The organism is Saccharopolyspora sp. NPDC045941 (assembly GCF_056431445.1).
On record NZ_JBWKKU010000103.1, the window covers coordinates 1 to 24,782 of the forward strand.

A 24,782-nucleotide genomic window follows, 5' to 3' on the forward strand; every position below is an offset into this window, starting at 1 on the left:
ATATGCTCAGACATAACCAGCCCGAACGCCTCCACCAGCTGGTCCGCGACTTCATTGACTCCGCGTTCCGCCAGTGACCCAAGTGCGGCCGACGGCCCAGTGCCGCGCGCCGAGATGTTCAGCCAGTCGCAGTTCGGCAGGGCCTCCTGTAAGGCACGCAGCTCGCCGGCCATCTCCGCGCGCAGCGGCTCGATGAACTCCGCCGCGTCCAGCGGCTTGGACAGCTCGGCGTAGTACTGGCGGCGCCGCTCGACGAAGTCCGGCGGCAGGTCCTGCTCCGGATTGCGGAACTTGTCCGCGCCCTCGACCCAGATCTCCTTGCAGCGCAACCGTTCCCGCAGCGCCTTGAACAGGCACACTTCGTAGTCCGTGCGCACGATCCTCGACGCGCCTGGCACCCCGCGCCACGCCAGCTCCACCCAGTCTCCTTCGACGATGCCGTCCAACGGCACCGACTCGCCCAGCGGGTGAGACTGCACGCGGGGTTCAGCGTGGCGCAGGACCAGCGCGATCCCGGCGATGATCGGCGCGTGGGTGTCGTTGTTCGACCGGAACGTCAGCGTGCGCAGCAGCTTGATCATCCCGACCCGGTGGTGGTTGGAGTACGACGCGCGCAGTTTCACCTGCACGTTGCGGCGGAACTCCGGGCTTGATGCCTTGTACTCGGCCACCACCTCCTTCAGCGTCGACTCCCCGCCGGCGACCGGGTACACAACCTCGCGGACCGCGCCGTCCGGGCGCTTCAGCGAGGCCTCGGCCATGCGGGCGAGCAGGGCGTTCTTGTTGCGGACCTTCTTGAACGAGGCGACCATCTCCTCGGTCACCCGCCGATCCGCCCGCGCGTTGATCGTGTGCACCGTGGAGATCAGCAGCTCGACCAGCGTGTCGGTGATCTCCCGTTCCCGTTCCACCAGCAGAGCCGAGAGCAGAACCCACCGCGTCGTCGGGGCGAAGCTGCGGAAGTGCGACGGCGACTGGACCGCCGCGCGGGCCCGCCACCCGGACACGATCTTCGGCGCCACCCACACCAGCAACTCGCGCGGCAGGCCGATCGCGCGGATCGCCTCCAGCTTCGCGATCTCGTCGAGCATCGTGTTCAGGCTCAACCGGCCGGGGTCGGACTTCACCCACACCAGCACATCCCGTGCGGGATCGTCCCGCTCCACGGACTCGCCGAGCTCGTCGGGAACACCGAACACCAGCTTGTTCAGCCGTGCCCGCGTGTCCTCCGACAGCAGCGCGGCCACCCGCTCCACCAGCCGCGCCTCGCCGCGATCTAGCGCCGAGCGCACGATCCGGTCCATCCGGCCCGCCGTCGGCGGCTCCATGCGCCGGCTACGCAGCCAGCGGAGCAGTTCCGCGCGGAGATCAGTGCCGGCCCCTATGTGCCGGACCCGAACTATCGCCCCGGCCCGAAGGTTCGCGGCTTCCCGGAACCCTCTAACGCCGTGGAGCGGGCACTGGAGCTTGCCGCGACCGGCTACGGCAGCGAAGCCGTCTTGATCTCAGCACTGGCCAGCAACTCAGCCGTTCTTGTCATTCCAACCGAACCAGGCCACCCCGAACATATCTCCGTCGCGACCGACGACGCCGGCGATCCGGCCCTTTACGCCCACACCTCGATCGCTCGGTTGCCCGCTTCTCTTTCTTCATACCAGGAGGTTCCGGTTCGTGGGCTGCTCGCAGCATTGCGTGAATGCCATCTGATCCTGAACACAGGCTCGGTGCCATCGGTGAAGTTGCCGGGCCACGACATCGCCACAGCCATCGGGTAGCACAACCCCGAACGGCCTGTCGTCCAGCGTTGTCCAGTTTGGCCGAGACCTCCCAGTCCTGCTTCTCACCGACCACAGCAGGGAGGCGAAGGCAACGGACACATGGAAGATCGTTCTGACCGACCCGAGGTGAGGTGAGCAATGAACCACGAAGATCTGATCCGCAAGTTCGATACGCCATCGGATGACCCTGACGTTCAGGCGCGCAGGCAGCAGATCGAACAGCGCATCCAGGACATGCAGGAACGTGGCGAGGTCGTCTCCGAGTCGCTGGCACAACGTCACGCCGAGGTCCCGCTGCCGACCAAAACCAAGCCCGCGGCTCCCAAATCCGAGCCTGGGGCAGATAGTTGACCGTAGGGCATCTCGGGAACCGAGATATCCGATGTCGATCGACGCTTGCCCGGACACCGAGTCGTTCGAGGGATGAACGAGTGGCCCTTACCTCGTGGTCTCCGGTGGGGCGGGTTGCGTCGGGGTGGACATCTGATCACTTACCGCCGTTCGGAGTAGTCGGGGTTATGGTTCATACCACCTGCTTTGGTCGGTTTTTGCCGTTCTTGATCCAGTAGCCTGGCCACTCTCTGTGCTCGCGCGACTACGGAGGAGAGATGGGTTCGGCTACGTGCGTTCCGGATGCGCCACCGCTGGTTCGAGAGGCTCTCCGGTTCCGGCGGACCGTGCAGCGACCGGCCGATCTGGTGGCCACCTTCCGCCGCAGCGGCGTTTACCTGGAGTACGCGTCCGATCCGCCGGCCGTGCCCGTCGTGCACGTCGCCGAGACTCCGTGGCTGCCAGTGTTCTCGGACCTTCGGTACTTCGCCGAGTACCGGCGGCGGCGCGGCGAGGGCGACCGGTCCGAGTACCTGGTGCTCACCGGCGCTCGGCTGCTGGACGGGTATCTGCCGGGTTTGCCGCAGGGCACGAACGTGCTGCTGGATCCACTGCAAGAGCACGCCGTGGCGCTGCACGGGATCACACCCGATTCGCTTCGCGCGACCGATGGCTTCACCGAATCCGCCCGGGCCATGCAGCGGTACCGCGACGTGCTGGCCTGGGCTCAGCGGCAGGCCGAACAGGCATGCACGGATCCCGGGACCACCGAGCCATGCCGCGGCCAGGCGCGAGCCTCGATCGACTCCGCGAAGGACCAGGTCGAGGACGCCGCGAAGAACCTCGTGAAGACCTTGTTGCTGACGGCCGACAAAGCTCCCGCGCAGCAGTACGACGAGACCATCGGCGGGTTGGTGTCCGGGACTCTCTCGGCCGAGAAGGCGTTCGTCGGCGCCGGAATCGGTAGCTTCACCGTGGATCCGGCCGGTTTCGTCGGACGACTAGCCGGGGGCGAGCACGGATGATCAGTCCTCTGTGGACTCTCCGAAGAGCCGGTCGAGGTGGTAGTCGACGGCCGCTATCGCGCCTTCGCCGGTCCGGTGGCCCAGCAGCAGGCCGACCGACAGGCCATCCGGGATGAGCAGCAGGGCTTCGGCCTCGCGCTCCGGGTCCCGGTCGGCGGGTAGCTCGCCGGACTCCTGCGCGGCGCGGAGCTCGGAGGTCACCCACGCCTCCAGCTGCGGCCACCACTCGCGGTAGGTCGCGGCCAGGTCCGGCGCACCGAGCGCGCGCAGGAAGAACGCGATGTGCGTCAGGAACTCCATGCGGCTGTCGTCGGACAGCGCCAGCATTTCGAGCATCAGCGTCCGCAGCACCACGCGCACCTTCGGCCGTTCGCCCTCCTGGCCCAGCCGCTGCGCGATCCGCTTCGAGGCCCGGTTGTTCACGTGCCCCATGGCGAAGCCCAGCATCTCGTCCTTCGACTTGAAGTAGTGCTGCACCGCGCCCATCGAGACGCCCGCTTCGGCCGCGACGTCGCGGAGGCTGACCGCTTCCAGGCCGCCGCGGCTCGCCAGCCGCATCAGCGCCTCGGCGATCTGGGTCCGCCGGGCCTCGTGGTCCACCTGCTTGGGCACCGTCTTGCACCTTTCCAATGCGATCGCATTGCAAACGGGCGCGACACCCGTTTACCATGCACTTGCATCGTAACCCTCCGTGGTTGCGGAGGCGAGTTTCGAACGACTGGGGAATTCATGACCGAGGTACTACGGCAGGCACCCACCTCCAGCAGGATCACCGCGATAGACGTGGTCCGCGGCGTCGCCATCCTAGGCACGCTGGGCACCAACATCTGGATCTTCACCGACCCGGAGGGGCCGGCCGGGATGCTGACCATGGTGGAGACCGGCACCCTCACCGCGAACATCGAGGCGACCATCCGGTTCCTCGCCAACGGCAAGTTCCTGTCCCTGCTCACGCTGCTGTTCGGCATCGGCCTGGAGCTGCAGTACCGGTCGGCGCGGCGCCGGGGCGGTCGCTGGCCCGGCTGGTACCTGTGGCGGGCGGCGCTGCTGTTCACCGAGGGCCTGCTGCACTACATCCTGATCTTCGAGTTCGACGTGCTGATGAGCTACGCGGTGACATCGATGCTGGTCGCTTACCTGATCGGGCGCAGTGACCGGGCGGTCAAGGGCTGGATCATCGCGATGGCCTCGCTGCACGTCGCGTTCATCAGCGTGGTCACGCTCGGCCTGCTGACCGGGCACGCGTCGATGGGTGGCGGCGGCGCGCCGTCGCAGCTGTTCACCACCGGCAGCTGGCTGGAGCAGGTGACCACCCGGATCACCCACTGGGGCGCCTACCGGATCGAAGCGATCTTCATCATCCCGATGTCCGTGGCGCTGTTCCTGATCGGCGCCCGGCTGTTCCGCGCGGGGGTGTTCGCCGCCGAGGGGCAGCGGCTGCGGAACCGCCTGATGCTGTTCGGCTTCGGCATCGGGGTGCCGCTGAACCTGCTCACCGCCTTCTCGGGGCAGGGCTGGTTCATGGTCGACCGCTACATCCTGCCGCCGATCATCGCGTTGGGCCTGCTCGGGCTGATCCCGACCGTAGTGGGCGCGCTGCGCGGCGCGCCGGGCGTCCTGCGGCGCGGGCTGACGGCGGTCGGCCGGATGGCGCTGTCCTGCTACGTCTTCCAGAACCTCGCGGCAGCGATCCTGTGCTACGGCTGGGGATTCGGGCTGGCGGCGCGCTTCGACTGGGCCCGCCCGTGGTGGGTGCTGGTGATCTGGGCGGCGATCTGCGCGACGTTCATGACGCTGTCGACGTTGTGGCTGCGCCGCTTCGAACGCGGCCCGCTGGAAGCGGCCTGGAACTGGGCGTACCGCCTGCCCCAGCGCTGACCTCGGGCTCGTGAGTACTTTGGGTCGCTATAGCAGCCCAAAGTACTCACGAGCCCTGACCAGCAAAAACAGCACTCATCAGCGGAAGTGATCGGCCTTCACGGCAGCGACGAACCGAGCCCAGGCCTCGCGAGGAACGGCCAAGGTCCCGCTGTCACGGTCCTTCGTGTCGCGAACCCCCACCAGGCCCGGGGCCGAACCGACCTCGACGCAGCCCGTGTTGTGGCCGCTGTAGCTGCTCTTTCGCCAGGTCGTCAACACTGCTACCTCACAGAGGAGCGTCGCACTGTCCGGCTTTCGTTGCCGCGATGAACCGACCCCATGCAGCCCGCGACACCGCTAAGGTCCCGCCATCTCGGTCTTTTGTGTCTCGTACGCCGATCAGGCCAGGGGCCGAGCCGACCTCAACGCAAGCGCTCTGGTTCCCGCTCCGACTGCTCTTCCGCCACTGCGTGAACTGGGTTGTCGTCATCCCGCTTCGCCTTCCATCCGCTCTGCGTGCTCGGCGATCACCTGCGCAGATTCGGCCTCGTCCAAAGCAACCTGCGCCAGCCTATCCACCGCGCGATGGAACGGGTCTACATCTTCGGGCTCCGACACCATGGCACCAGCGTTGGGCGCCTCCACATAGACATGCGAGTTGGCATGCGGGAACTCCAGAATCGAGAACACACCGTCCAGACCCATGTGAGCGCCCAGCTCCAGCGGTAGGACTCGAACCTCGATGTTCGGCTGCGTCATGGACTTGAGCACGAAGCGAAGCTGATCAGCGGCAACGGCTGGACCGCCGACCGGCCGCATGAGCACGGTTTCATCCAGGAACGCGAGCAACTCGGCAGGGTTCGCCTTGTCCAACACGCCTTGACGGCTTTGCCGAACCGCGACGGCCTCTTCCACCTCTCGCTCGGTCTGTTCGCCCACCTCGAAGATCGCTCGTGAGTAACTGCGGGTTTGCAGCAGTCCGGGCAGGTAGCTGGTCGATACGTAGGTGATCCGAGCTGCCCGTTGCTCGGCGTCGATGAGAGCGCGTAGCTGGGACGGCAAGCCGCTGTGCAGCTCCCACCACGCCGGTTGATCCAGCTCGCGCGCCATCTTGAGCAGGTGTTCCCGGTCCTTGCCCTTCACCCTGAGCACGGCTAGGAGCGCCGAGACGTCCGCCTCGGTGATACCCGTCTTCGCGGTCTCGACTCGGCTGACCTTGGCGATGCTCCAGCCGATCTGGTCGGCAATCTGCCCCTGCGAAAGTTTCCGGGCTTTGCGAGCAGCGCGCAGTTCCGCGGCCAAAGCGCGTGCCCGTGGGGAGTTCGCCATGCCGCCAGCCTAAAGCGCAGTGACCACTTCGAGCGATCACACGAACGAGATCTTGCAAATTTGCACGCTTCTAGCAAACTTACGAACCATCATCAATTGTTCACTCAGCGTGTAAACCAGCTGTGCGGAGGCGCTCATGAGCACGTCGGCTTGGTGGGTGGGATTCGATGCGGCTTCGGTGGCCGCTCGGCGGGAGGGCGTCGTCTACTGGATCGTGCCGCCCGGCTCGAAGGTCCGGCACGGCATCACCGACAAGCCCGGACGATGGCCCGCCGGAACCGAAGTCGTCGCGCTTTGCCGCGAGAACGTGAAGATCCCGTGGCCGACGCCGTGGCCCGCCACTCCGCGCACGGCGAGCATCACCGCCCAGTGCCCCGAGTGCGTCGCGGAGTATCGGCTACGCGGCTCACCTTCGACCGTCTGGGACTTCTGAGTCCCCCACTGCACCTGTTTCCGCAGGTGAGAGGTCGTGAGTGTTTTTGGTCGCCATAGCGGCCAAAACCACTCACGACCGGAGTGACCAGCGGAAACCGGGCTCGGAACTTCAGCGCCGCCTATGACCGCCTCGCCGCCCAGCATCCCCCGGCCCGGTGCGGCGAGGCCTCCCCGGCAGGGGCGGGATGCCCCCTCCCCCGAAACCCCGCCTCTGCCGGGCCTCTTGAAAGGGACGAGAAATGATTGCGGTCTTTGGGTTTCTGCTCGTTTCGTCGGTTTTCGTCGTCGTTGGATTCCACTGGATCGATCGGCCGCCCGGGCAGCACGCGGGCTCAAGCGATAGCGCGCTCGGCGTTTGGCAGCTCTGCGCGCGCGTCGCGATGGAGCGACAACGCGAGATGGAGACCGAGGCCTACGGGCGGCACGCGCTACTCAGCTGCGGCGATTAGGCGTTCGAGGGCTTTGTGGGTCGTTGTTCCCGGTTCCGCCGAGAGGAGGATCAGGCGATGCTTCTGGCCCGGGACGTGCAGGGTTTGGCAGTCCAGGTCCAGCGGGCCGAAGTCCGGGTGGTCGATCCGCTTGCGCAGCGTTGGCCGGGGCCGGACCTCGTGGTCTCGCCAGCTTTCCGCGAACTCCCGGCTGAACTCGGCGTATTCCCTGGTCAGCGCCGCTAGTGCCCGGTCGTCCGGGTGGCGGGCGGCGGCCAGGCGCAGCTCCGCCGCCGCCTGGCGGGCGAAGTGGTTCTCGCCGCTCGGCGAGCACAGTCCTCGCATGGACAGGCGCAGGGTGTTGCGCTCCTCGCGCGGCAGCTTCGAGAAATCGGTGATCAGGCTTGCGGCGTGGGCGTTCCACGCCACGATGTCGAGCCGCTCGTTCACCACGTACGCCGGGACCGGGCCGAGGCGGTCGAGCAGCCGCAGCACGCCTTCCGGCACCGGCTCCGCGGCCTCCGAGGCCGGCGGGGCCTGCCCTGCCAGCCGCGCCAGGTGCTCGCTTTCCGCCTCCGACAACTTCAGAGCCGTGCCCAGGGCCGCGAGGACCTGCGTCGACGGGCGCGGCGCGCGTGCCTGTTCGAGGCGCTCGTAGTAGTTCGTCGACACCCCCGCCAGCCAGGCGACCTCCTCGCGGCGCAGGCCGGGCGTGCGGCGGCGGCCGGACCCGGCGGGCAACCCGACATCGCCGGGACGTCGCTCCTCCCGGCGACGGCGCAGGAAATCGGCCAGCTCGCGCTTGTTCACCTCACCACCTTGCCACCGGGGCGGACCGCCCAGCCACGGACCGCCGATCCGGGGCAATCGCGGACCTGCTCGGCCCGCTCCCGGGCGGCGAACCTGGACGGCGTGGAAGCGAACCAACTCTTCGAGCAGGCCCTCGACCTGCTGCTGGCCAAGGACATGGACGGGTTCGTCGACCTGTTCGCACCCGACTGCACCTTCGAGTTCCCGTTCGCGGAGGGCACCCCCGAGCGCCTGAACGGGCGGGAAGCGCTGCGCGAATACCTGGCGGACTACCCGCAGAAGCTGGACATCGCGGGCTTCCCGTCCGTGGTCGTCCACCGGACCACCGATCCGGCCACCATCGTCGCCGAGTTCACCGCGCGCGGCCGGACCGTGGCGACCGGCGCGGACTACGAGATGCGCTACGTCGCGGTGATCGTCGTGCGCGACGGCGCGATCGCTTCGTACCGCGACTACTGGAGCCCGGTCATGGGCGCCAAGGCGTCCGGGGAGCTCGCCGGCCTCGTGACCGCGCTGGGCGGCGAGGTGCGCTCGTGACCGTGCTGATCACCGGCGGCACCGGGAAGACCGGCCGTCCACTTGCGACAGTTCTGCGGGAGCGCGGGATCGCGGTGCGGATCGCGAGCAGGAACCCGGCCGACGACCCGGACCACGTGCGCTTCGACTGGGCCGACCCGGACTCGCAGCGGCGCGCGCTGGACGGCGTCGACCGCGTCTACCTGGTGCCGCCGGTCGGGGTCATCGACCCGATGCCGCAGGTCGGGCCGTTCCTGGCGACCGCCGCCGGGCGCCGGATCGTCGCGCTCGGGTCGTCCGCCATGCTGCCGAACGCGCCGGGGCTGGAGGAGTACCGCGCGCGGATCGCGTCGACGCCGGGCTGCGCGGTGCTGCGGCCCACCTGGTTCATGCAGAACTTCACCGGCCGGCATCCGGTGGCCGACGGCATCCGGGAACGCGGCGAGATCGTGACCGCCACCGGTTCGGGACGGCTCGGCTGGATCGACGCCGCCGACATCGCCGCCGTCGCCGCACACGCGCTGACCTCGGAAGATGTGGCCGACGAGTACTTGCTGACCGGTCCGGAGACCTTGAGCTACGGCGAAGCCGCGGTGATCATCTCGGAGGTCACCGGGCGGCCGGTCCGGCACCGGAACATCACCACGGGCGAGCTGGCCCGGCGGCTTACGGCGGAGCTGCCCGCGGACTTCGCGGCGGACTTGGCGGCCATGGACGAGCACATCCGGGCAGGTGGCGAAGACCGCACGACCTCGACCGTCCAGGACGTCACGGGGCGCCCGCCGCGTTCCTTCGGCGACTTCATCCGCGCGGAGCTCGGCTAGGCCGGGTGGCGGCTCACGATGCTTGGAGCGGTTTCCGCCGGAATCGCACGTTGTTGCACGCAAGGACGCTGATGACTCCCAGGGCCGCGCCGAGGAGGAAGCCCGCGAGGACGTCGTGCGGGTAGTGGACCCCGATGAAGATCCGGGAGAAGCCTTCGAGCAGCGCGAGGAGCACCACGATCGCCGTGATGCGCCGCCACAGCATCGACAGCGCCACCGCGAACGCCGCGGCCGCCGCCGAGTGGCTGCTGGGCAGCGACCAGACGCCCACCTCCGCGCAGTCCTTGATCGTGCCTCCCGGTATCGGGATCGCCCGGCACGGCCGGTCCTGCCGCACGACGTTCTTGATCAGGTCGCTGAACAGCCAGGCCGCCCCGGCCGCGAGCAGCGGCGCGAGCAGCACCGGAAGTCGCCGGGTTCGCCACCACGCGAGCAGCGTCAGCGCCGCGAACGCCGCCAGCAGCGCCTGGGTGCCGAACAGCGCGAGGCCGTGCACCCAGCCCGGTGACATCGCTCCCCACTCCGCGATCGCCCGGTACCACTCCGCGCTCAGCTCCAGCATCAATCCGACATTACCGACCTGCCGGTAGCGTCGACGCGGTGAAGGTGTCGATCCGGGACGTGCCGTGGTGGCTCGTCCTGTCCGCTCCCGTGCTGCTGGTCAACGTGGTCGCCGCGACCGATCCGCTCAGCGGCTGGGAGATCGCGCTCGGCGTCGGCGTGGTCGGCATCACCGTGGCGCTGCGCCGGGCCTGGCCGCTCGTCGCCACGGTCATCGCGCTGGCCGCCTGGGCCGGCGCGCTGATCCCCCGGCCGGACGCGGGCGTCATCGCGGCGTTCGCCTTCACCCCGATGCTGATCGCCACCAGCTACAACGCCGGGTTCCGGGTGCGCAGGCACCGCGACGCGCTGGTCCGGCTCGCGCTGGCCACCGGCGTGGTGTCGCTGCTCGTGCTCGTGCTGGCGCACGACGTCGGGGCCTGGCTGGTGACGCTGATCGGCGCGCTGCTGTTCGCGCTGATCCCGTGGCTGCTCGGGCGGCACCACCAGAAGTACCGGGCGCTGGTGCGGGCCGGCTGGGAGCGGGCGGAGCAGCTGGAGCGGCAGCAGCAGATCGTGGGCGACCAGGCGCGGCTGCAGGAACGCACCCGGATCGCCAGGGACATGCACGACCTGCTCGGCCACCAGCTCAGCCTGGTCGCGCTGCGGATCGGTGCGCTGGAGGTGGCGCCCTCGCTGGACGCCGGGCACCGGGAGGCGGCCGGGCAGGCGCGGGCCTCGGTGACGGATGCGGCCGAGCGGTTGCGGGAGGTCGTCGAGGTCCTGCGCGACGACTCCGGGCCGGTCACCGGCGAGAGCGTCGCGGAGCTGGTCGAGCAGGCGCGGGCCGCCGGGATGGCGGTGGCGTTGGCGGAGACCGGCGAGGTGGTGCAGTCGATGCGCGCCCGCGCGGTGTGCCGGATCGTGCAGGAGGCGCTGACCAACGCGGCGAAGCACGCGCCGGGGGCGGCCGTGACCGTCGAGGTGCGGCACACCGCCGACGAGAGCGAAGTGTCGGTGGCGAACCCGCTGACCGGTGATCGCGAGCCGGTTTCCAGCGGCGGGTACGGCCTCGTCGCCCTCGCCGAGCGGGTGCGGCTGGCGGGCGGGACCTTCCAGGCCGGCCCTGAGCGCGGGCGGTTCCTGCTGTCCGCTCGGATTCCGCAGGTCGCGCAGGCCATCGAGGCCTCGGAATCCGCAGCGCGCCTGGCCCGGGCCGAAGGTCAGGTGCGCAGCAGCCGCAACATCGCGGTCGTGGCGGCAGCGGCGAGCGCCGTCGTGCTGGGGTTGCTGACCGCGGGCATCACGGCGTTCGACACCATCACTTCCGTACTGCCCCCGGCGGCGTACGACCGGATGCAGGTCGGGCAGTCCCGGTCGTCGATCGAGCACCTGCTGCCGGCGCGGACTCGGATCGACGACCCACCCGACGCCGACCCGCCCCGGCCGCCCGGTGCGAGCTGCGCTTACTACAGCACGCACCGAGATCCGTTCGACGAGCGGAGCGGCGACCTGTACCGGCTGTGCTTCCGGCAGGACGTGCTGGTGGGCAAGGACTATCTGCGGCGGTAGGAGGAGACGTGCGACTGGTGCTGGCCGACGACGAGGCCATGGTTCGCGCCGGGGTGCGGGCGATCCTGGCCGCGGACCCGGACATCGAGGTCGTCGGGGAAGCCGCCAACGGGCGGGACGCGGTGGAACTGGTGCGGCGGCACCGGCCGGCGGTGGCGCTGCTGGACATCCGGATGCCGGAGCTCGACGGCCTCGGCGCGGCGGACGAAATCCGCCGCGTGGCGCCGGAAACCGCGGTGCTCATCATGACCACGTTCGACGAGGACGCCTACGTCACGCGGGCGTTGCACGGCGGCGCCAGCGGATTCCTGCTCAAGACCGGTGATCCGCGGGAACTGCTGCTGGGCGTGCGGGCGGCGGCCGAAGGCGGCGCGTACCTCTCGCCGCCGGTGGCGCACCGGGTGATCCGGCAGCTGGGCGGGCCGCGGCTGCAGCAGGAGATCGCCGCGCGAGAGCACGTGGACGCGCTCAGCGACCGGGAGCGCGAAGTGCTCGCACTGGTCGGGGCCGGGTTGTCGAACGCCGAGATCGCCCGGCGGCTGCACGTCGTGGAGGGCACGGTGAAGGCGTACGTGAGCGCCGTCCTGGGCCGGTTGGGCGTGAAGAACCGGGTGCAGGCCGCGATCCTGGCCTACGAAGCGGGCCTGGTGGAGCGCGGCGACACCTGAGCGCGGGGCCGAGTGAACGGCCTGTTCGCCTCGTCTACCGAGACGAACAGGCCGTTCACCTCGAAAAGCCGCGCCGAACAGGCGGAGCGAACGGACCGTTCGCTCCGGGCGTCAGTGGCGCGGCTGGTTTCGAAGGTGCTGGCTTCAGCGGTGTTGCAGCGCGGCTTGGCGGGTCTTGGCCAGCGTCGCGGCTAGGGCCATGCCCGCTGCGGCGACGATCGCGCCGAGCAGGAGGCCCGCGATCACGTCGTGCGGGTAGTGGACGCCGACGAAGACCCGCAGGAATGCCTCCAGCACCGCGAGCAGGGCGACGATGACGGCGAGCCGGCGCCATGCGACGGCCAGGCCGACCGCGGCCGCCGCGGCAATGGTGCTGTGGTTGCTGGGGAACGACCAGTCGCCCGGCTCCGGGCACTCCGCGATCGTCGCGACGATGTTGCGGACCTCGCGGCACGGCCTTTCCTGCTCGACGAACGTCTTCGTCACCTCGCTGATCGCGTAGGCGAGCACCGTGACCGCCGGGGCCGCGAACGCGAGGACGCGCAGCCGGCGGTCGGCCCGGTGGGTTCGCCAGAGGTTCGCCAGCACCAGGGCGCCGAACACCAGGATCACCGCCTCCGTCGCCACATCCGCCAACGCCTGCACCCAGCCCGGCGCGTCGTGGGCGAAGCCCGTGACCGCGCGGTACCAGTCGATGCTGATGTCCGGCACGTCCTCGATCTCGTTGGTGGCCAACGACGAACTCATCGATCCTCCGCATCTGCTCGCAACGCGGTCGAAGGTATGGATCGGGGAGTCGCCCGGGCAGTGGTCTTTCGGCAGCGGCCGCCCTTACTTTCGGCAGAATCCCGGCACCCGGGGCCGCTTGCGGATGGTGATCCGGGTTGCGCGACGGTGTGGTCGCGTTCGGTGAGATGGCTGAAAGTCGCTGTCTTCGTTGGCGTTTCGGCGGTGGGTGCGCAGTACTCTGGCGCGGCTGGATCGTCGATCAGGAGGCACCGGTGCGTTCAATGCTCCTCGTCGGCGCGATCATCGCCGCGCTCGCGTCCCCGGCCCACTCCTGCGAACGGGAATCGCTCGACCCGCTGCTGCGGTCGGCCGCCGCGCGCGTCACCACATCGGACAAGGTCGCCGCGGCCAAGTGGGGCACCGGCCAGCCGATCGACGATCCGGTGCGGGAACAGCAAGTGCTCGACGCGGTCGCCCGCAAGTCGGTGGAGCTCGGCATCGACCCGGCGGAGTCGAAGCGGGTCTTCCGGGACCAGATCGAGGCCAGCAAGCTCGTCCAGCGGGCCTTGCACGAGAGGTGGGCCGCGAACCCCGGCGAGCGGCCGGTGGAACGCCCGGATCTGGGCGAGATCAGGCCGATCATCGACCGGCTGAACGACGAGATCCTGCTGGAACTGCGCGACACCCGGCAACTGCGCGACGAGCCGTCCTGCGACGGCTACCTGACCAGCGCCTTCCACCACGCCAGCACCGACCTGCGGCTGACCGACCTGCACCGCCGCGGCCTCGTCCGAGCGGTCCCATCGATCTGCACCGGCCCCTGACCCGACGCCCTCCCGCACCCCCGTCCCCGCGTCCCCGCGTCCCCGAGGCCCCTGGTCCCGGTCCCGCGCCCCCGTCCCCGCGTGCCTCGTCCCCGCGTGCCCCGTCCCTGCGCCCCCGTCTCAAGGCCCCTGGTCCCGGTGCCTCCCGGTCCCGGCGCCCCTGGGTCGGTGCCGTCCGGCCTCCTGCGTCGGCTCGGACCGGCGCTCCGACCGCAATTTCAATGGAAATCAGAGGTCCGATTTCCATTGAAATTGCGGTGAGTTGTCCACAGGCACCGGCGTGTCGGGTGCGACACGCCGGTGATCCGCAAGTTCCATTGAAATCGAAGGTTCGATTTCAATGGAAATTGCGGGACTTCAGCGGAAGTCGGCGATGTGGTCGTCGACCCATTCCCGGAAGGTCCTCGCCGGGCGGCCGGTCACCTGCTCCACGTGCGGGGACACCGGCTCCGGGTCGCGGGAGATCCGCTCCCAGTAGTCGAGGGCCCCGTCGGCGAACGAGGCCGGCCAGCCGTTGTCCAGCAGTCGGCGCCGGGCGGCGCCCCGGGAGATCTCCTCCCATCGCAGCCGGCGGCCGATGGCTTCGCCGATCGTCCGCAGCTGCTCGCTCTGGGTCGACACCTCCGGCCCGGTCAGGGCGTACGTCGCCCCGCTGTGGCCTTCGTCGACGAGCACCCGCACCGCGACGTCCGCGATGTCCTTCTCGTGGATCAGCGGCCGGGCCGCCGCGCCGTACGCATCGCGGATCACGCCCTCGGACCGGATCGCGTCGGCCCAGCCCAGCACGTTGCCGGCGAATCCACCGGCGCGCAGGAACGTCCAGTCCGCCTCGGATGCCTCGATGAGCCGCTCCACCTGGGTGTGGAACACCTCGTCGTCACCCGCGCTGGTGGCCGACAGGTAGACGATGCGCCCGGCCCGCTTCGCGATCGCGTCCACGACCGGCGGCGCGAGCTCCGCCGACAGCAACGGCCAGACCAGGAACACCGACCCGACTCCATCGAGCGGCAGCGAGTCCGGGGCCGTCACGTCGCCTCGAACCACCTCCACCCCGTCCGGTGCCGCCACCTCGGCCGGGTCGCGCGTCGTCATCGCGCGGACCTCGACGCCCTCCGCCAGCAGCCCCGCGACGACATGCCTGCCCACCTTGCCGGTCGCACCCACCACGAGAACCTTGTCGCCGCTCATCCTCGGCACCCCTTCGCTCGACTGGCACGAACGCTAAGAGTTCGACATAACTAGAGGTCAACACCGCATCCGGCGGCTTGACCTCTAGCGTGCTGGAGGTTCGATGCTGGGGACCAGCACTGATCCCGTGACCCTCGGGGGCGAACAATGCCGGTGGAAGTCGGAATCTTCTTGCCCAGCGCGGTGGAGGCAGAGATCCGGGAGGCGGCCTACCACGCCGTGGACGCCGAGCTGGACGCCATCTGGAGCGGCGATCACCTCGCCAACGGAGTTCCGTCGCTCGACGGAATGCTCGCGCTGGCCACGGCGGCTGCCGTGACCGAGTGCATCGACATCGGTTTCGCCGTCTACCTGCCCGCGCTGCGCCCGCACGTGTGCGCCGCCAAGCAGATCGCGACGCTGCAACACCTCACCGGCGGCGACCGCCTGCACCTCGGCATCGGCGTCGGCGGCCACGACAGCGGCTACGCCGCCGTGGGCCTCGACGCCGCTAGGCGCGGTCGGCGCACCGACGAGTTCCTGCAGCTCCTGCCGTCGCTGCTCGCCGGCGAGCCGACGGCGCTGCCGCACGGCGCGACCGCCCAGCTCGCCCCGGCTGCCGCCGTGCCGCCGCTGTGGATCGGCGGCTCCGCGCCCGCCGCGCTGCGCCGCGCGGCTCGCTTCGGCGACGGCTGGTTCGCCGAGCTGCACACGCCCGAGGAGATCCGGACGAACGCCGAGCGGCTGCGCGAGCTCGCCGAGCAGCACGATCGCCAGGCGCCACACCTGGCGATCGCGATCCAAGGCAGCCTGGTCCAGCGCCCCGACGACCGCGTGCACGACCGCTGCGCCGAGAACCTGGCGAAGTCCTTCGGCATTCCGGTCGACGAGGCCCGCGGCTACGTCGTCGCCGGGACTCCGGAGCAGGTCGCCGAGCAGCTCGCGGCGTATGCGGAGGCGGGTGTGGAGAAGATCGCGCTCGCCGTCGACGGCGACTGGCACGACTCCTGCGATCTGCTGGGCCAAGTCCGGCAGATCCTCACCCCGGGCGGGCGCCCGAAGTGCTCCCGATCGTCGAAGTGACAGTTCTGCCGTGCCATCCGCCTGAAACTGGTGCGGGTAGCGCCGCCCGGCCCCGACTCCAGACGACTACCGAGCCCCCTCGCCGAATGCCGCTGTCCTGAGAAGCCGCCTACGCGAGGCCACGGCTCTGGGCCGCAGCCGTCGGGTCCGGCCCTCACCCAAGGGCATTGGTGGCGACGGCGGAGGTTCCGGTGAAGGCGCCAAGGACCGGGATGTGCAGGTAGGCGCTTTGCAGGGCCCGGTGTCCCCAGCGCCCGACTGGCGGAGGCCGGCAAGGCTGAAGCCGAGACCGGTGTCCGCGAAGGCGGCTTCGATGCTGCCCGGCTCGGGCTGTTCGAGCGTCGTGTCCTCGACGGTGAACCCGAACGGCGCTGCCTCGTCGGGTCGCATGTCCGCGGTGTGCCCGTCGGTGCTGGTCAGGCCGAGGGCGAAGTAGTCCTCACCCAGGGCGCAGCGCCGTGAGGAGATCGGGGACTTCAGGATGTGGGCGTTGTGGGCCGCCAGCACGACGCGGGTTCCAGGTCCGAGCTGCTCCAGGTGCCACAAGAGCGACGCGGCCATGGACTGGTCCCGGGCCGAGGGATCGGCGGTCAGGCCGCGTCCGGCGAAGAGGTCCGCCATCGCGCGGAACGAGTAGTCCGCGTGGCATGCGACTTCGAGGCGTCGCATCGCGATGTCGTATTGCCGCTGGTCGCCGAACCCTGTCGGCCTGCCTGCACGACCAGCGCGAACAGGCGCTGGCCGAGGCCCTCGCCGGCGACGGGCAGCGGTCCGGCATCACCGTCCGCACTGCCGCCGGGCTGCTGGGCGCCATCCTGTTCCAGCGGATCCAGGAGCTCACCCTGGCCGGGAACACCGGCGACGAGATCGCCGGGACAGTCGCGGAGGAAGCCGCCCGCGCCTTCGGCCTGCTCGAACATGCCCTCGGCGACTACGCGGTGGCCTGAGGCGAGCCGGTTCGGGTGCTTGCGAGAGGCGACTCGGGCACGCGATCGCGGCCGTTGGTCGCGGCCGCCTCCTCGTCGGCTCGGCGCCAGGCTTCCTTCGCCAGGTCTTCGCGGCCCGCGCGGTGGTGCAGTTCTCCCAGCTCTCGCAGGGCCAGGGCTTGCTGGTAGCGCTCTCCTCGGTCGGTGGCCAGGCTCAGGCCCTGGTCGATCAGCACGCCCGCCCTCGCGAAGTCGCCGACGTCCCGGTGCGCCGCTCCCAGGTCGACCAGCACCTCGCTCTCCGCCGCCGGGCCCCCGACCTTCGCCACTATCTGGCGCGCCGCCTGGAGGTTCGCCGTCGCTTCCGAGTACCGCCCGAGCTCCCGGTACGCCTTGCCCAGGCGGTGGTTCGCGTAGGCGACCTTCGGCGTCAGGCCGTGGTCCGCGGCCAGCTCCAGCGCTCGGTGCAGGTATTCCAGCGCCGCTTCGTGGTCGCCCAGCCGGCGGTGCGCGTCGCCGATGTCCGCGAGCGCGCTGGACTCCCCGTCGATGTTGCCCGCCTGCCTGGACAGTTCGAGCCCGGTCTGCAGGCTCGCCAACGCCTCGCGGAGGAAACCCTCTGCCGCCAAGGCATTTCCGAGATTGCTGCGCAACACTCCCTCGCGGTACGGGTCGCGCCCGGCGCACAGCGACGCGCCTTGCCGGAGGTGCTGCAGCGCCTCGTCGAACTCGCCCAACCGGAAGCACACGACCCCGAGCGACTCCAGCGTGCTCGTCTCCTGCGCGCGGTCTCCCGTCCGCCGGTGGAACTCCAGCGCCCGGTACAGGTGTTCGCGCGCTTCCGCCCCGCGACCCAGCTCCAGGTACGTCGCCGCCAGATCCGCCCTGGTCATCGCCTCGCCTGCGGCATCCTGCGCGGCGATCGCCGCGGCCAGCGCGGCCTCGTGGGTGCGCACCCAGTCGTGGTCGTGCCCGTAGCCGTAGAGGTAGAGGTACTCGCGCAGCGACCGGGTGAGCTGCCAGGCGTGCGTCGGCCAGCCGCGCGCCGCCGCTAACCGCACCGCCGCGATCAGGCAGGCGCGCTCGGCGTCGAGCCAGCTCCTGGCCGCCTCCCGGGTGCTCAGGGCCGGGAGGTGCTCTGGTTCGCTGCCCACCAGCGGCACCTCGGGCTGGTGCGGTTGCAGCAGGCGCGTCGCGCCGGCCGTGCTGTGCAGGTAGAAGTCCAGCACCCGGGTGATCGCCGCGGAGCGCTCCGCCTCGGGTTCCTCTTCCCGCACCAGGCCCCGGCCGTATTCGGCGAGCAGGTCGTGCAGGCGGTAGCGGTGCCTGGTGACCACGTTGGCCAGGTGCTCGTCCACCAGGCGGTCCAGCAGGATGCGGGCCTCGGTCGCGGTGATCCCGGCCAGCGCGGCCGCCGCGTCGGCGGTGAACTCGTCGCCCGGGTGCAGGCCGAGCAGCCGGAACAGCCGGCGCTCGTCCTGCTCCAACGCCTGGTAGGAGAGGTCGAACACCGTCCGGAGCCGGCGGGTGCCCGCGACCAGCTCGTGCACGCGGCGCACGCAGTGGTGACCATCGAGCCCGATCCGGCATCAATACGCGCATTCGGCTCGGACATGAGTGACCGGACGGCCTGGGAACCCGCCTACCAAGCGGGTCTTCGCCAAGCCACCGATGCCGCGGAGCAGCTCCGCCTCGTGTGGAAGACCGGATCCGTTCAGTAGCGGCCTGGGGCGCCGAGTTCTTCTTGTTCGCGGTCCGCCGGGTTCACCCACACGTAGTGGTTCTCCGACTTCGTCAGCACCGCCAGCATGTCGTCGTGCACGGCCTGCAGCTGCTCCGCCGTTCGCGATGTGAAGCGGCGAGCCGCGGCGATCGCCGCCGCTTCGTCCGCCGCCAACCGCTGCAGCAGCAGGACATCCGCTTGCAGGGCCGCATGGGCTCGCTGCGGCGTGAACCGGTGCAGCACCATGACTCGCGTCTGCCACGGCGCGGGTGCCGCCGGGGACGGCGGTGATTCCGCGTCGTACAGGGACAGGACCGGTGCGTCCGCCGGGGCACCCGGCTCCAGCACCGCGACCCGGTCCGCGCGGCCCGTCGCCGCTTGCCCGAGGTCCGACCAGCCCGCCGGTTGGTCGGTGAACACCAGGACCTTCGCGCCGAAGCGCAACGCCCGGTAGGCCAGCAGGCGCGCCGCCCAGGACGCGCCGACCAGCGCGATCGACACCGGCTCCGGCTGGAACAGCGTCATCGTCACCGGGAAGCCCGCCTGGTTCCGCCCCAGCGGGAAGCCGAAGGACGTGCCGGTGAGCTGCAGCAGGTCGAGCTCCGGTTCGGCGGCCTGGTGCCGGCCGATGTCCAGCCTCGGCACCGAACGCTGCTTGCGCGGGCGCCAGCCGCGTGGCTTGCGCACCTCCACCGTCGGCGTGTCGTCCTGGCGCGGGCCGGGCCCGCCGGGTGGCAGCGGCGCGGCGACGGCCTGCGCGGCCGCCACCGACGCGGACGCGGCGGCGGTGTTCGTCAGGACCGCGCCGCCCGCCTGCTGGTTCCACTCCGACGTGCCGAGCGCGGGCGCGAACGCCGCGTCGTCGGCGTCCTGGCCCTTCGGGACCTGGACCGGCCCCGTCGTCTCCGGCGGCTTCGCCACCGAGATCACCGGAACTCGCTTGGCCGCAACGGGTTTCGGCGGCTCCGGCCGCGCGACCGCGGGCGGCGCGACCGCCGACTGCACCGGGTGCTGCCCCTCGTTCACCGCGCCCCTCCTCCGGTCGGCGCCGACGCGTACACCGCGGGCAGCTACTGTCCGTCCAATCTGGACAACCGGCCGCCCGCGTGCTCGACGAGGCGCGCCACCAGCTCGCAGGTCTGCTCGTACCGCTGCTCGTCGGCGGCCACCCGGACCAGCGCGGACAGATCGGTGCCGCGCTGCCCCGGCTCCAGCGCGATCGAGATGCTGACCTGCGCTTCCGGCACCTCCGCCAGCGCCGACAGCAGCAGCGCGCCGCGCTCCGGGTTCGGCCACGACCGCATCCAGAAGCAGCCGTGCCGCAACCTGGTGGAACGCCAGGAATCCCACTCCTCGCGCGGCTGCACGGGCCGCCGGTCCGCCGGTTCGGCCAGGTCGCACGAGCGCACCAGCGCGTCGAGCAGCCCGTTGGTGTCGAGCGGGCGCGCGCGCAGTCCCCTGCGGCGCAACAACCTCTCGACCCGCCTGGCCAGTTCGGCGAGCAGCACCGGGACATCCGGATCGCTGCTGCTGTCCACTGCCGACTGGGCGACCACCTGCGCGTCCAGGCGCACCGCGATCCACACCACGTCGTCGCGCCGGTTCGTGCCCGGCAGCGGCGCGCTGTGCAGGACGACCTGCACCACCACGCCCGGCTGCTCGGTCGCGATCCGCGCCAGCGCCGCCATCGGACCCGGCGGCCGCGGCCCCTCGTCGTCGGCGATCTCCAGCACCGCGAACCAACCGGCGCCGTCGCTGCCCATGCCCAGCCGCGAATCCCCTTCGCCCGCAACGTCTTCCACGGTCAGATCGGGCGCCAGCTCGCACAGCGCTGACAGCCGCGCGTCGTCCCGGCGGGCCGCGACGATGCCGCGCCTGCGGCGGAACCGAAGGCGGAGCCAGAGCATCTCGGTCCACCACTGGTCGCCGCGCCGGCCGAAGGTGGCCACGGCCGCGGCCAACCCGATCAGGCCGCCCACGATCAACGCCCACAAAGCCTGGAACAAGAAGAAGCACAGGGCGAGCTGCACGACCTCGAAGGCGAGCAGCCGCGTTAGGCTGACCGGACCAATGCGGCCCGGCCTGCGCTGCGGGCGGAACCACTCCTCATCCCGCGAACGGCCGAACGCGCTCGACTTCGGCGGTGCGCTGGTCTGGCTTGTCATCGAAGGCGGATCCCTCCCACGCGGCAAGGCTATCCCGACCACGGCGCCGCGGACAGTACCCGATTCGAGACCAGCCGTACCCGGACCGCACCACACCGCCGCCAGAATCCCGGCTCCGGCCGCACAGCCAGCGATTACGCCGCAGGTGAGCCGCCGATCCGCGCGTCAGCACGCTGCCAGCAGCTTTCGGCACGCTGGGCAGGGCGTGCACCCGTGTCCGGAAGGCTTGGCAGGTGGCGGCCCCGCTGCTCGAATTCGACGACGTTCCCGGAACCGAACGGCCTTCGGCGGCCGTCGATTCGGTGCGCCTCTACCTGGCCGGGATCGGCCGCACCGAACTCCTCGACCGGGCCGGGGAAACCGACCTGGCCGAACGCGCGGCGGCCGGGCTCCGCGCCGAAGAAGCCCTGGAAATCCCGGATCTGCCCGCGGCCCGCCGCATCGAGCTGCGAGCCGCAGCCGACGACGGGCGCGTGGCCAGAGCCGCGCTGGTGGAGGCGAACCTGCGGCTCGTGGTGAGCATCGCCAAGCGCTACACCGGGCGCGGCATGCCGCTGCTGGACCTGATCCAGGAGGGCAACGTCGGGCTGCTGCGCGCCGTCGAGAAGTACGACCACAGCCCGGGTTTCCGGTTCGCGACCTACGCGACCTGGTGGATCCGCAAGGCGATCAGCCGGGCACTGGCGGACCAGTCCCGCACCATCCGGCTGCCGCTGCACCTCACCGAGCAGCTGACCCGGCTGGCGCGCCTGCGCCGGGAACTGACTGCGAAGCTGGACCGGGCGCCGGGACACGACGAACTCGCGCAGGCGCTGGACATCCCGGTCCGCCACCTGCTCGAACTGCTCTCGCTCGCGCAGGAACCGCTGAGCCTGGACCAGCCGACCGGCTCCAACGGCGGCACCCTGGCCGACCTGCTGGCCCTGCCGGACGACGGCGAAGCGGCGGGAATCCAGTTGCTGCGCAACGAGATCGAAGACGTCCTCGACACCCTCAGCCCGCGAGAACAGCAGGTCATCCGGCTGCGCTGCGGCCTCGACGACGGACGCCAGCGAACGCTGGCGGAGATCGGCCACGAGCTCGGCGTGACCCGCGAGCGGATCCGCCAGTTGGAGCACCGAGTCCTGCGCAAGCTCCGCGAACCGGCCCGAGCGGACCGCCTCCTCGCCTACGTCGGCTGACCGGCCTCCACCGGCGGGGAGAAGTGAACGGCCTGTTTGCGCCGCTAGAGGAAGTGAACGGTCCGTTCGCGCCATCCACCCGGCACCACCGGTTCGGCGCGAACGGACCGTTCACTTCAATAGACGAGACGAACAGGCCGTTCACTCCATCCACTCAATGCCGATCCGGCACCGCACGGTTGTGGCGCGAACGGTCCGTTCACCTCATGCCCCCCGAGCGCTACTCGCGGCCGGCCGAGGTGAAGCTCATGTCGGCGTAGCGGGTGCCCGCGACCTTCGCCGAGATCGGCTCCAGGAGCTCCAGGTCCGCCGCCGTGAGCGCCAGGTCGACTCCGCCGAGGTTCTCGTCGAGCCTGGTGCGGCGCCGGGTGCCCGGGATCGGGACCACCGCCAGGCCGTCCTGCTGCGCGTACAGCCAGGCCAGCGCCACCTGCGCGAGCGTCGCGCCGTGCCGCTGCGCGACCTCCCGCAGCGGTGCCAGGAGCTCGGCGTTGCTGGCGGCGTTCTCCCCGGAGTACTGCGGGAAGTTCCGCCGGAAGTCGCCGTCCGACAGCTCCGCCGTGTTCGCGAACGCCCCGGTGAGGAAGCCGCGGCCGAGCGGCGAGTAGGGCACTAGCGCCACGCCGAGCTCCTTGGCCGCCGGCTCCGCGGTGTTCTCGACGTCGCGGTTGAACACCGACCACTCGCTCTGCAGCGCCGCGATCGGGTGCACCGCGTGCGCGGCGCGCAGCTCGGCGCCGGTCACCTCGGACAGCCCGAGGTGGCGCACCTTGCCCTCGGCGACCAGTTCCGCCATCGCCCCGACGGTCTCCTCGATCGGCACCGTCACGTCGCGCCGGTGCATGTAGTAGAGGTCGATCACGTCGATGTCCAGCCGCCGCAGGCTCGCCTCCGCCGCCGCGCGGACGTAGGCCGCGTCGCCGCGGAAGCCCCGGTAGTTCGGGTCGTCGGCCTTGCGGACCAGGCCGAACTTGGTGGCCAGCACCACCTGCTCGCGGTTCGCGTTCACGAACGGCGCGAGGAACTCCTCGTTGGCGCCGGAGCCGTAGATGTCGGCGGTGTCGAACAGCGTCACGCCGCGCTCCAGGGCGTGCTCCAGCGTGCGCCGGGCCTCGTCCTGGTCGGTCGGGCCGTAGAACTCGCTCATCCCCATGCAGCCCAGGCCCTGCGCGCCCACCACCGGGCCGGATCCCAGCTGAACCTGCCGCAACGTCATCTCGTTTCCCCTTCGGATCGGCTGCCATCGATGCTGGCCGCCATCACGGGCGCGCGACAGGGCGCGTTTCTCCTGGGTGTGGCACACCCAGGCTGGGGTCGTGGCAGCATCGACGGGGTGAGCAACGAGCTGGGCAGCTTCCTGAAGGCGTGCCGGGCGCGCCGGAAGCCGAGCGACGTCGGCATCCCGGCCGGGCCCGGGGTGCGGCGGACACCGGGCCTGCGGCGCGAAGAGGTCGCGGCGGTGGCCGGGATCAGCATGGACTACTACACGCGGCTGGAGCAGGGCCGCGAACGGCACCCGAGCGAGGCGGTGCTGGACGCGCTGGCCCGGACGCTGCAGCTCGACGCCACCGAGCGCCACTACCTGAGCAATCTGGCCAGGCACGCGTCGCGCAGCCAGAACCCCGCGCAGCAGGAGGCCGAGCCGGTGCGGCCGACGGTGCTGCGGCTGCTCGACATGGTCGGCGAGGCCCCGGCGTACGTGCTGGACGGCGGAAACGACATGGTGGCGGCGAATCCGGCGGGTCTCGCGCTGCTCCCGGGTATCGACCAGTGGCCCGCGCAGCGGCGCAACACGACCCGCTACCTGTTCCTGCACCCGGCGGCCCGGACGCTGTTCGTGGGCTGGCGCGAGGTGGCGCAGCACTCGGTGGCCGACCTGCGCGCGACCTACGGCGACAACCCGTCCGACCGGCGGCTCACCGCGCTCATCGACGAGCTCACCACCAAGAGCGAGGAATTCCCCGCGATGTGGGCGAGCCACCAGGTGCAGCCGAAGGCGGCGGGCGTGAAGCGCTTCGACCACCCGGCGGTGGGCCGGATGGACCTGGACTACGAGGTCCTGGCGGTGCGCGGCGGCGACCAGCGGCTCGTCATCTACCAGGCCGAACCGGGCACCCCGGACCACGACGCGATGACGCTGCTCAGCATCGTCAGCCGCCGCGAGGAGCCGCACCGAACGCACCACGTCTGATCCGGGCGCTGACGTACTGTCGGCAGGTGCTCCGACCTGACTACCCGATCACGACCGACCGCCTGCTGCTGCGCCCGTTCACCACCGACGACACGGCGGACGTCTGGGCCTACCAGCGCCAACCGGAGGTCGCCCGCTACCTCTTGTGGGAGCCGCGCGACCGCGAGCAGGCGCGGGACGCCGTCGCGCAGATGGCCGGGGAGACCCGGCTCGGCGCCGAAGGCGACTGCCTCACCCTCGCGGTGGTCGCGCCGGAGCTGGACGCGATCGTGGGGCAGGTCGAACTCGTCTGGCGCAGCGAGAAGCACCGGGAGGGCGAGCTCGGCTACATCTTCAACCCCGACCACCAGGGCCGGGGCCTGGCCACCGAGGCCGCCCGCGAAGTCCTGCGGCTGGGCTTCGAAGAACTCGGCCTGCACCGGATCATCGGCCGGTGCAACGCCCTGAACGCCGCCTCGGCGCGGCTCATGGAGCGCCTCGGCATGCGCCGCGAGGCGCATTTCGTCCAGAACGCCCACGTCAAGGGCGTCTGGCGCGACGAACTCCGCTACGCGATCCTCCGATCCGAATGGCAGGACCGGGTTTAGGGATTGCCGGGAAATAACTTGATCTTTTAGCTTGATATCGATCATCATGGGGTATGGCGGTTGCGGTAGAGGTCGAGCGGTCACTGGCGGC

At 70.5% G+C, this 24,782-nt stretch carries 29 protein-coding genes; 15 read left to right on the forward strand and 14 right to left on the reverse strand.

The features are described from left to right. On the reverse strand, positions 1–1,328 hold a 1,328-nt coding region (locus AC07FN_RS43220), incomplete at its 3' end, for a Tn3 family transposase (RefSeq protein WP_478400914.1). A gap of 120 nt (positions 1,329–1,448) precedes the next feature. On the opposite strand from AC07FN_RS43220, the gene AC07FN_RS43225 reads away from it, so the two are divergent. The 3 genes from AC07FN_RS43225 to AC07FN_RS43235 all read left to right on the forward strand — a co-directional run bounded on the left by AC07FN_RS43225 (position 1,449) and on the right by AC07FN_RS43235 (position 3,133). After that, on the forward strand, positions 1,449–1,775 hold the full coding sequence (locus tag AC07FN_RS43225) for a hypothetical protein (RefSeq protein ID WP_478400915.1): 327 nt from the start codon (positions 1,449–1,451) through the stop codon (positions 1,773–1,775). 141 nt (positions 1,776–1,916) lie between these two features. Beyond that, on the forward strand, positions 1,917–2,129 hold the full coding sequence (locus AC07FN_RS43230; RefSeq protein ID WP_478400916.1) for a hypothetical protein: 213 nt from the start codon (positions 1,917–1,919) through the stop codon (positions 2,127–2,129). A 257-nt stretch (positions 2,130–2,386) separates the two neighbouring features. Next, on the forward strand, positions 2,387–3,133 hold the full coding sequence (locus AC07FN_RS43235; protein ID WP_478400917.1) for a hypothetical protein: 747 nt from the start codon (positions 2,387–2,389) through the stop codon (positions 3,131–3,133). On the opposite strand, the gene AC07FN_RS43240 is transcribed toward AC07FN_RS43235, so the two are convergent. After that, on the reverse strand, positions 3,134–3,745 hold the full coding sequence (locus AC07FN_RS43240) for a TetR/AcrR family transcriptional regulator (protein WP_478400918.1): 612 nt from the start codon (positions 3,743–3,745) through the stop codon (positions 3,134–3,136). Positions 3,746–3,862: 117 nt separating this feature from the next. On the opposite strand from AC07FN_RS43240, the gene AC07FN_RS43245 reads away from it, so the two are divergent. Continuing rightward, positions 3,863–5,011, forward strand: coding sequence for a DUF418 domain-containing protein (locus AC07FN_RS43245; protein ID WP_478400919.1), 1,149 nt, complete (start codon positions 3,863–3,865; stop codon positions 5,009–5,011). A 78-nt stretch (positions 5,012–5,089) separates the two neighbouring features. Here the strand turns inward: AC07FN_RS43245 and AC07FN_RS43250 are convergent, their stop codons facing one another. Genes AC07FN_RS43250 through AC07FN_RS43260 form a run of 3 tightly spaced genes read right to left on the reverse strand, consistent with a single transcriptional unit; the run spans position 5,090 to position 6,322 of the window. Continuing rightward, positions 5,090–5,269, reverse strand: a complete 180-nt coding sequence (locus AC07FN_RS43250) for a DUF397 domain-containing protein (RefSeq protein WP_478400920.1) — start codon at positions 5,267–5,269, stop codon at positions 5,090–5,092. 10 nt (positions 5,270–5,279) lie between these two features. Then, positions 5,280–5,483 (reverse strand): DUF397 domain-containing protein, encoded by a 204-nt coding sequence (locus AC07FN_RS43255; protein WP_478400921.1) that lies wholly within the window; start codon positions 5,481–5,483, stop codon positions 5,280–5,282. Further along, a complete protein-coding gene (locus AC07FN_RS43260) occupies positions 5,480–6,322 on the reverse strand; it encodes a helix-turn-helix domain-containing protein (RefSeq protein ID WP_478400922.1) in 843 nt (280 codons plus the stop codon). The genes AC07FN_RS43255 and AC07FN_RS43260 overlap by 4 nt, the downstream gene beginning before the upstream one ends. Positions 6,323–6,458: 136 nt before the next feature. On the opposite strand from AC07FN_RS43260, the gene AC07FN_RS43265 reads away from it, so the two are divergent. Next, positions 6,459–6,755, forward strand: coding sequence for a hypothetical protein (locus AC07FN_RS43265; protein ID WP_358575969.1), 297 nt, complete (start codon positions 6,459–6,461; stop codon positions 6,753–6,755). Positions 6,756–7,185: 430 nt separating this feature from the next. Here AC07FN_RS43265 and AC07FN_RS43270 read toward each other — a convergent pair whose 3' ends face one another. Continuing rightward, entirely contained in the window at positions 7,186–7,995 is an 810-nt protein-coding gene (locus tag AC07FN_RS43270) for a helix-turn-helix transcriptional regulator (RefSeq protein ID WP_478400923.1), read from the reverse strand. A 102-nt stretch (positions 7,996–8,097) separates the two neighbouring features. On the opposite strand from AC07FN_RS43270, the gene AC07FN_RS43275 reads away from it, so the two are divergent. Both AC07FN_RS43275 and AC07FN_RS43280 read left to right on the forward strand, forming a co-directional pair. Then, positions 8,098–8,532, forward strand: a complete 435-nt coding sequence (locus AC07FN_RS43275) for a nuclear transport factor 2 family protein (protein WP_397532014.1) — start codon at positions 8,098–8,100, stop codon at positions 8,530–8,532. Beyond that, positions 8,529–9,335: an NmrA family NAD(P)-binding protein gene (locus AC07FN_RS43280; RefSeq protein ID WP_478400924.1), complete on the forward strand. Its 807-nt coding sequence runs from the start codon at positions 8,529–8,531 to the stop codon at positions 9,333–9,335. Before AC07FN_RS43275 ends, AC07FN_RS43280 begins: the two co-directional genes overlap by 4 nt. Before the next feature lie 13 nt (positions 9,336–9,348). Here AC07FN_RS43280 and AC07FN_RS43285 read toward each other — a convergent pair whose 3' ends face one another. Beyond that, positions 9,349–9,897 (reverse strand): phosphatase PAP2 family protein, encoded by a 549-nt coding sequence (locus AC07FN_RS43285; protein ID WP_478400925.1) that lies wholly within the window; start codon positions 9,895–9,897, stop codon positions 9,349–9,351. Positions 9,898–9,935: 38 nt separating this feature from the next. Between AC07FN_RS43285 and AC07FN_RS43290 the strand changes: the two genes are divergently transcribed. Together AC07FN_RS43290 and AC07FN_RS43295 are read left to right on the forward strand one after the other, a co-directional pair. Continuing rightward, complete coding sequence (locus AC07FN_RS43290; RefSeq protein ID WP_478400926.1) at positions 9,936–11,447, forward strand: sensor histidine kinase; 1,512 nt, start codon at positions 9,936–9,938, stop codon at positions 11,445–11,447. A gap of 8 nt (positions 11,448–11,455) precedes the next feature. Next, positions 11,456–12,115: a response regulator gene (locus AC07FN_RS43295; RefSeq protein WP_452613324.1), complete on the forward strand. Its 660-nt coding sequence runs from the start codon at positions 11,456–11,458 to the stop codon at positions 12,113–12,115. Between the two features lie 144 nt (positions 12,116–12,259). Here AC07FN_RS43295 and AC07FN_RS43300 read toward each other — a convergent pair whose 3' ends face one another. After that, the gene (locus tag AC07FN_RS43300) at positions 12,260–12,862 is read right to left on the reverse strand and encodes a phosphatase PAP2 family protein (protein WP_478400927.1); all 603 of its coding nucleotides are present in this window, start codon (positions 12,860–12,862) and stop codon (positions 12,260–12,262) included. 263 nt (positions 12,863–13,125) lie between these two features. On the opposite strand from AC07FN_RS43300, the gene AC07FN_RS43305 reads away from it, so the two are divergent. Next, the gene (locus AC07FN_RS43305; protein WP_478400939.1) at positions 13,126–13,668 is read left to right on the forward strand and encodes a chorismate mutase; all 543 of its coding nucleotides are present in this window, start codon (positions 13,126–13,128) and stop codon (positions 13,666–13,668) included. Between the two features lie 357 nt (positions 13,669–14,025). Here the strand turns inward: AC07FN_RS43305 and AC07FN_RS43310 are convergent, their stop codons facing one another. Continuing rightward, positions 14,026–14,856 carry an NAD(P)H-binding protein gene (locus tag AC07FN_RS43310; protein WP_478400928.1) on the reverse strand — a complete coding sequence of 277 codons (831 nt, stop codon included), beginning with the start codon at positions 14,854–14,856 and terminating at the stop codon, positions 14,026–14,028. A gap of 147 nt (positions 14,857–15,003) precedes the next feature. Between AC07FN_RS43310 and AC07FN_RS43315 the strand changes: the two genes are divergently transcribed. Then, complete coding sequence (locus AC07FN_RS43315; RefSeq protein WP_478400929.1) at positions 15,004–15,918, forward strand: LLM class flavin-dependent oxidoreductase; 915 nt, start codon at positions 15,004–15,006, stop codon at positions 15,916–15,918. 66 nt (positions 15,919–15,984) lie between these two features. Here the strand turns inward: AC07FN_RS43315 and AC07FN_RS43320 are convergent, their stop codons facing one another. Beyond that, positions 15,985–16,587: an erythromycin esterase family protein gene (locus tag AC07FN_RS43320; RefSeq protein WP_478400930.1), complete on the reverse strand. Its 603-nt coding sequence runs from the start codon at positions 16,585–16,587 to the stop codon at positions 15,985–15,987. On the opposite strand from AC07FN_RS43320, the gene AC07FN_RS43325 reads away from it, so the two are divergent. Continuing rightward, positions 16,566–16,865 carry a hypothetical protein gene (locus tag AC07FN_RS43325; RefSeq protein ID WP_478400931.1) on the forward strand — a complete coding sequence of 100 codons (300 nt, stop codon included), beginning with the start codon at positions 16,566–16,568 and terminating at the stop codon, positions 16,863–16,865. The genes AC07FN_RS43320 and AC07FN_RS43325 overlap by 22 nt on opposite strands. Here the strand turns inward: AC07FN_RS43325 and AC07FN_RS43330 are convergent. The 3 genes from AC07FN_RS43330 to AC07FN_RS43340 form a co-directional block, all read right to left on the reverse strand. Next, on the reverse strand, positions 16,850–18,403 hold the full coding sequence (locus AC07FN_RS43330) for a tetratricopeptide repeat protein (RefSeq protein ID WP_478400932.1): 1,554 nt from the start codon (positions 18,401–18,403) through the stop codon (positions 16,850–16,852). The two genes, AC07FN_RS43325 and AC07FN_RS43330, sit on opposite strands and share 16 nt — an antisense overlap. Before the next feature lie 155 nt (positions 18,404–18,558). Then, on the reverse strand, positions 18,559–19,593 hold the full coding sequence (locus AC07FN_RS43335) for a hypothetical protein (protein ID WP_478400933.1): 1,035 nt from the start codon (positions 19,591–19,593) through the stop codon (positions 18,559–18,561). A gap of 44 nt (positions 19,594–19,637) precedes the next feature. Beyond that, positions 19,638–20,732 carry a type VII secretion protein EccE gene (locus AC07FN_RS43340; RefSeq protein ID WP_478400934.1) on the reverse strand — a complete coding sequence of 365 codons (1,095 nt, stop codon included), beginning with the start codon at positions 20,730–20,732 and terminating at the stop codon, positions 19,638–19,640. A 233-nt stretch (positions 20,733–20,965) separates the two neighbouring features. Between AC07FN_RS43340 and AC07FN_RS43345 the strand changes: the two genes are divergently transcribed. After that, a complete protein-coding gene (locus AC07FN_RS43345) occupies positions 20,966–21,913 on the forward strand; it encodes a sigma-70 family RNA polymerase sigma factor (RefSeq protein ID WP_478400935.1) in 948 nt (315 codons plus the stop codon). Between the two features lie 220 nt (positions 21,914–22,133). On the opposite strand, the gene AC07FN_RS43350 is transcribed toward AC07FN_RS43345, so the two are convergent. Beyond that, on the reverse strand, positions 22,134–23,129 hold the full coding sequence (locus tag AC07FN_RS43350; protein WP_478400936.1) for an aldo/keto reductase: 996 nt from the start codon (positions 23,127–23,129) through the stop codon (positions 22,134–22,136). Positions 23,130–23,246: 117 nt separating this feature from the next. Here AC07FN_RS43350 and AC07FN_RS43355 point away from each other — a divergent pair, with 117 nt between their 5' ends. After that, the gene (locus AC07FN_RS43355) at positions 23,247–24,104 is read left to right on the forward strand and encodes a helix-turn-helix transcriptional regulator (protein WP_478400937.1); all 858 of its coding nucleotides are present in this window, start codon (positions 23,247–23,249) and stop codon (positions 24,102–24,104) included. 26 nt (positions 24,105–24,130) lie between these two features. Further along, positions 24,131–24,691 (forward strand): GNAT family N-acetyltransferase, encoded by a 561-nt coding sequence (locus AC07FN_RS43360; protein WP_478400938.1) that lies wholly within the window; start codon positions 24,131–24,133, stop codon positions 24,689–24,691. Positions 24,692–24,782: the final 91 nt, after the last annotated feature.

Bases quoted from the DNA above. Each gene is read 5' to 3' on its own strand.
- AC07FN_RS43310 (WP_478400928.1), bottom strand. From the start codon at position 14,856: ATGAGCGGCGACAAGGTTCTCGTGGTGGGTGCGACCGGCAAGGTGGGC.
- AC07FN_RS43305 (WP_478400939.1), top strand. From the start codon at position 13,126: ATGCTCCTCGTCGGCGCGATCATCGCCGCGCTCGCGTCCCCGGCCCAC.
- AC07FN_RS43245 (WP_478400919.1), top strand. From the start codon at position 3,863: ATGACCGAGGTACTACGGCAGGCACCCACCTCCAGCAGGATCACCGCG.
- AC07FN_RS43260 (WP_478400922.1), bottom strand. From the start codon at position 6,322: ATGGCGAACTCCCCACGGGCACGCGCTTTGGCCGCGGAACTGCGCGCT.
- AC07FN_RS43230 (WP_478400916.1), top strand. From the start codon at position 1,917: ATGAACCACGAAGATCTGATCCGCAAGTTCGATACGCCATCGGATGAC.
- AC07FN_RS43235 (WP_478400917.1), top strand. From the start codon at position 2,387: ATGGGTTCGGCTACGTGCGTTCCGGATGCGCCACCGCTGGTTCGAGAG.
- AC07FN_RS43285 (WP_478400925.1), bottom strand. From the start codon at position 9,897: ATGCTGGAGCTGAGCGCGGAGTGGTACCGGGCGATCGCGGAGTGGGGA.
- AC07FN_RS43300 (WP_478400927.1), bottom strand. From the start codon at position 12,862: ATGAGTTCGTCGTTGGCCACCAACGAGATCGAGGACGTGCCGGACATC.
- AC07FN_RS43350 (WP_478400936.1), bottom strand. From the start codon at position 23,129: ATGACGTTGCGGCAGGTTCAGCTGGGATCCGGCCCGGTGGTGGGCGCG.
- AC07FN_RS43255 (WP_478400921.1), bottom strand. From the start codon at position 5,483: ATGACGACAACCCAGTTCACGCAGTGGCGGAAGAGCAGTCGGAGCGGG.
- AC07FN_RS43340 (WP_478400934.1), bottom strand. From the start codon at position 20,732: ATGACAAGCCAGACCAGCGCACCGCCGAAGTCGAGCGCGTTCGGCCGT.
- AC07FN_RS43325 (WP_478400931.1), top strand. From the start codon at position 16,566: ATGCGACTTCGAGGCGTCGCATCGCGATGTCGTATTGCCGCTGGTCGC.
- AC07FN_RS43320 (WP_478400930.1), bottom strand. From the start codon at position 16,587: ATGCGACGCCTCGAAGTCGCATGCCACGCGGACTACTCGTTCCGCGCG.
- AC07FN_RS43265 (WP_358575969.1), top strand. From the start codon at position 6,459: ATGAGCACGTCGGCTTGGTGGGTGGGATTCGATGCGGCTTCGGTGGCC.
- AC07FN_RS43315 (WP_478400929.1), top strand. From the start codon at position 15,004: ATGCCGGTGGAAGTCGGAATCTTCTTGCCCAGCGCGGTGGAGGCAGAG.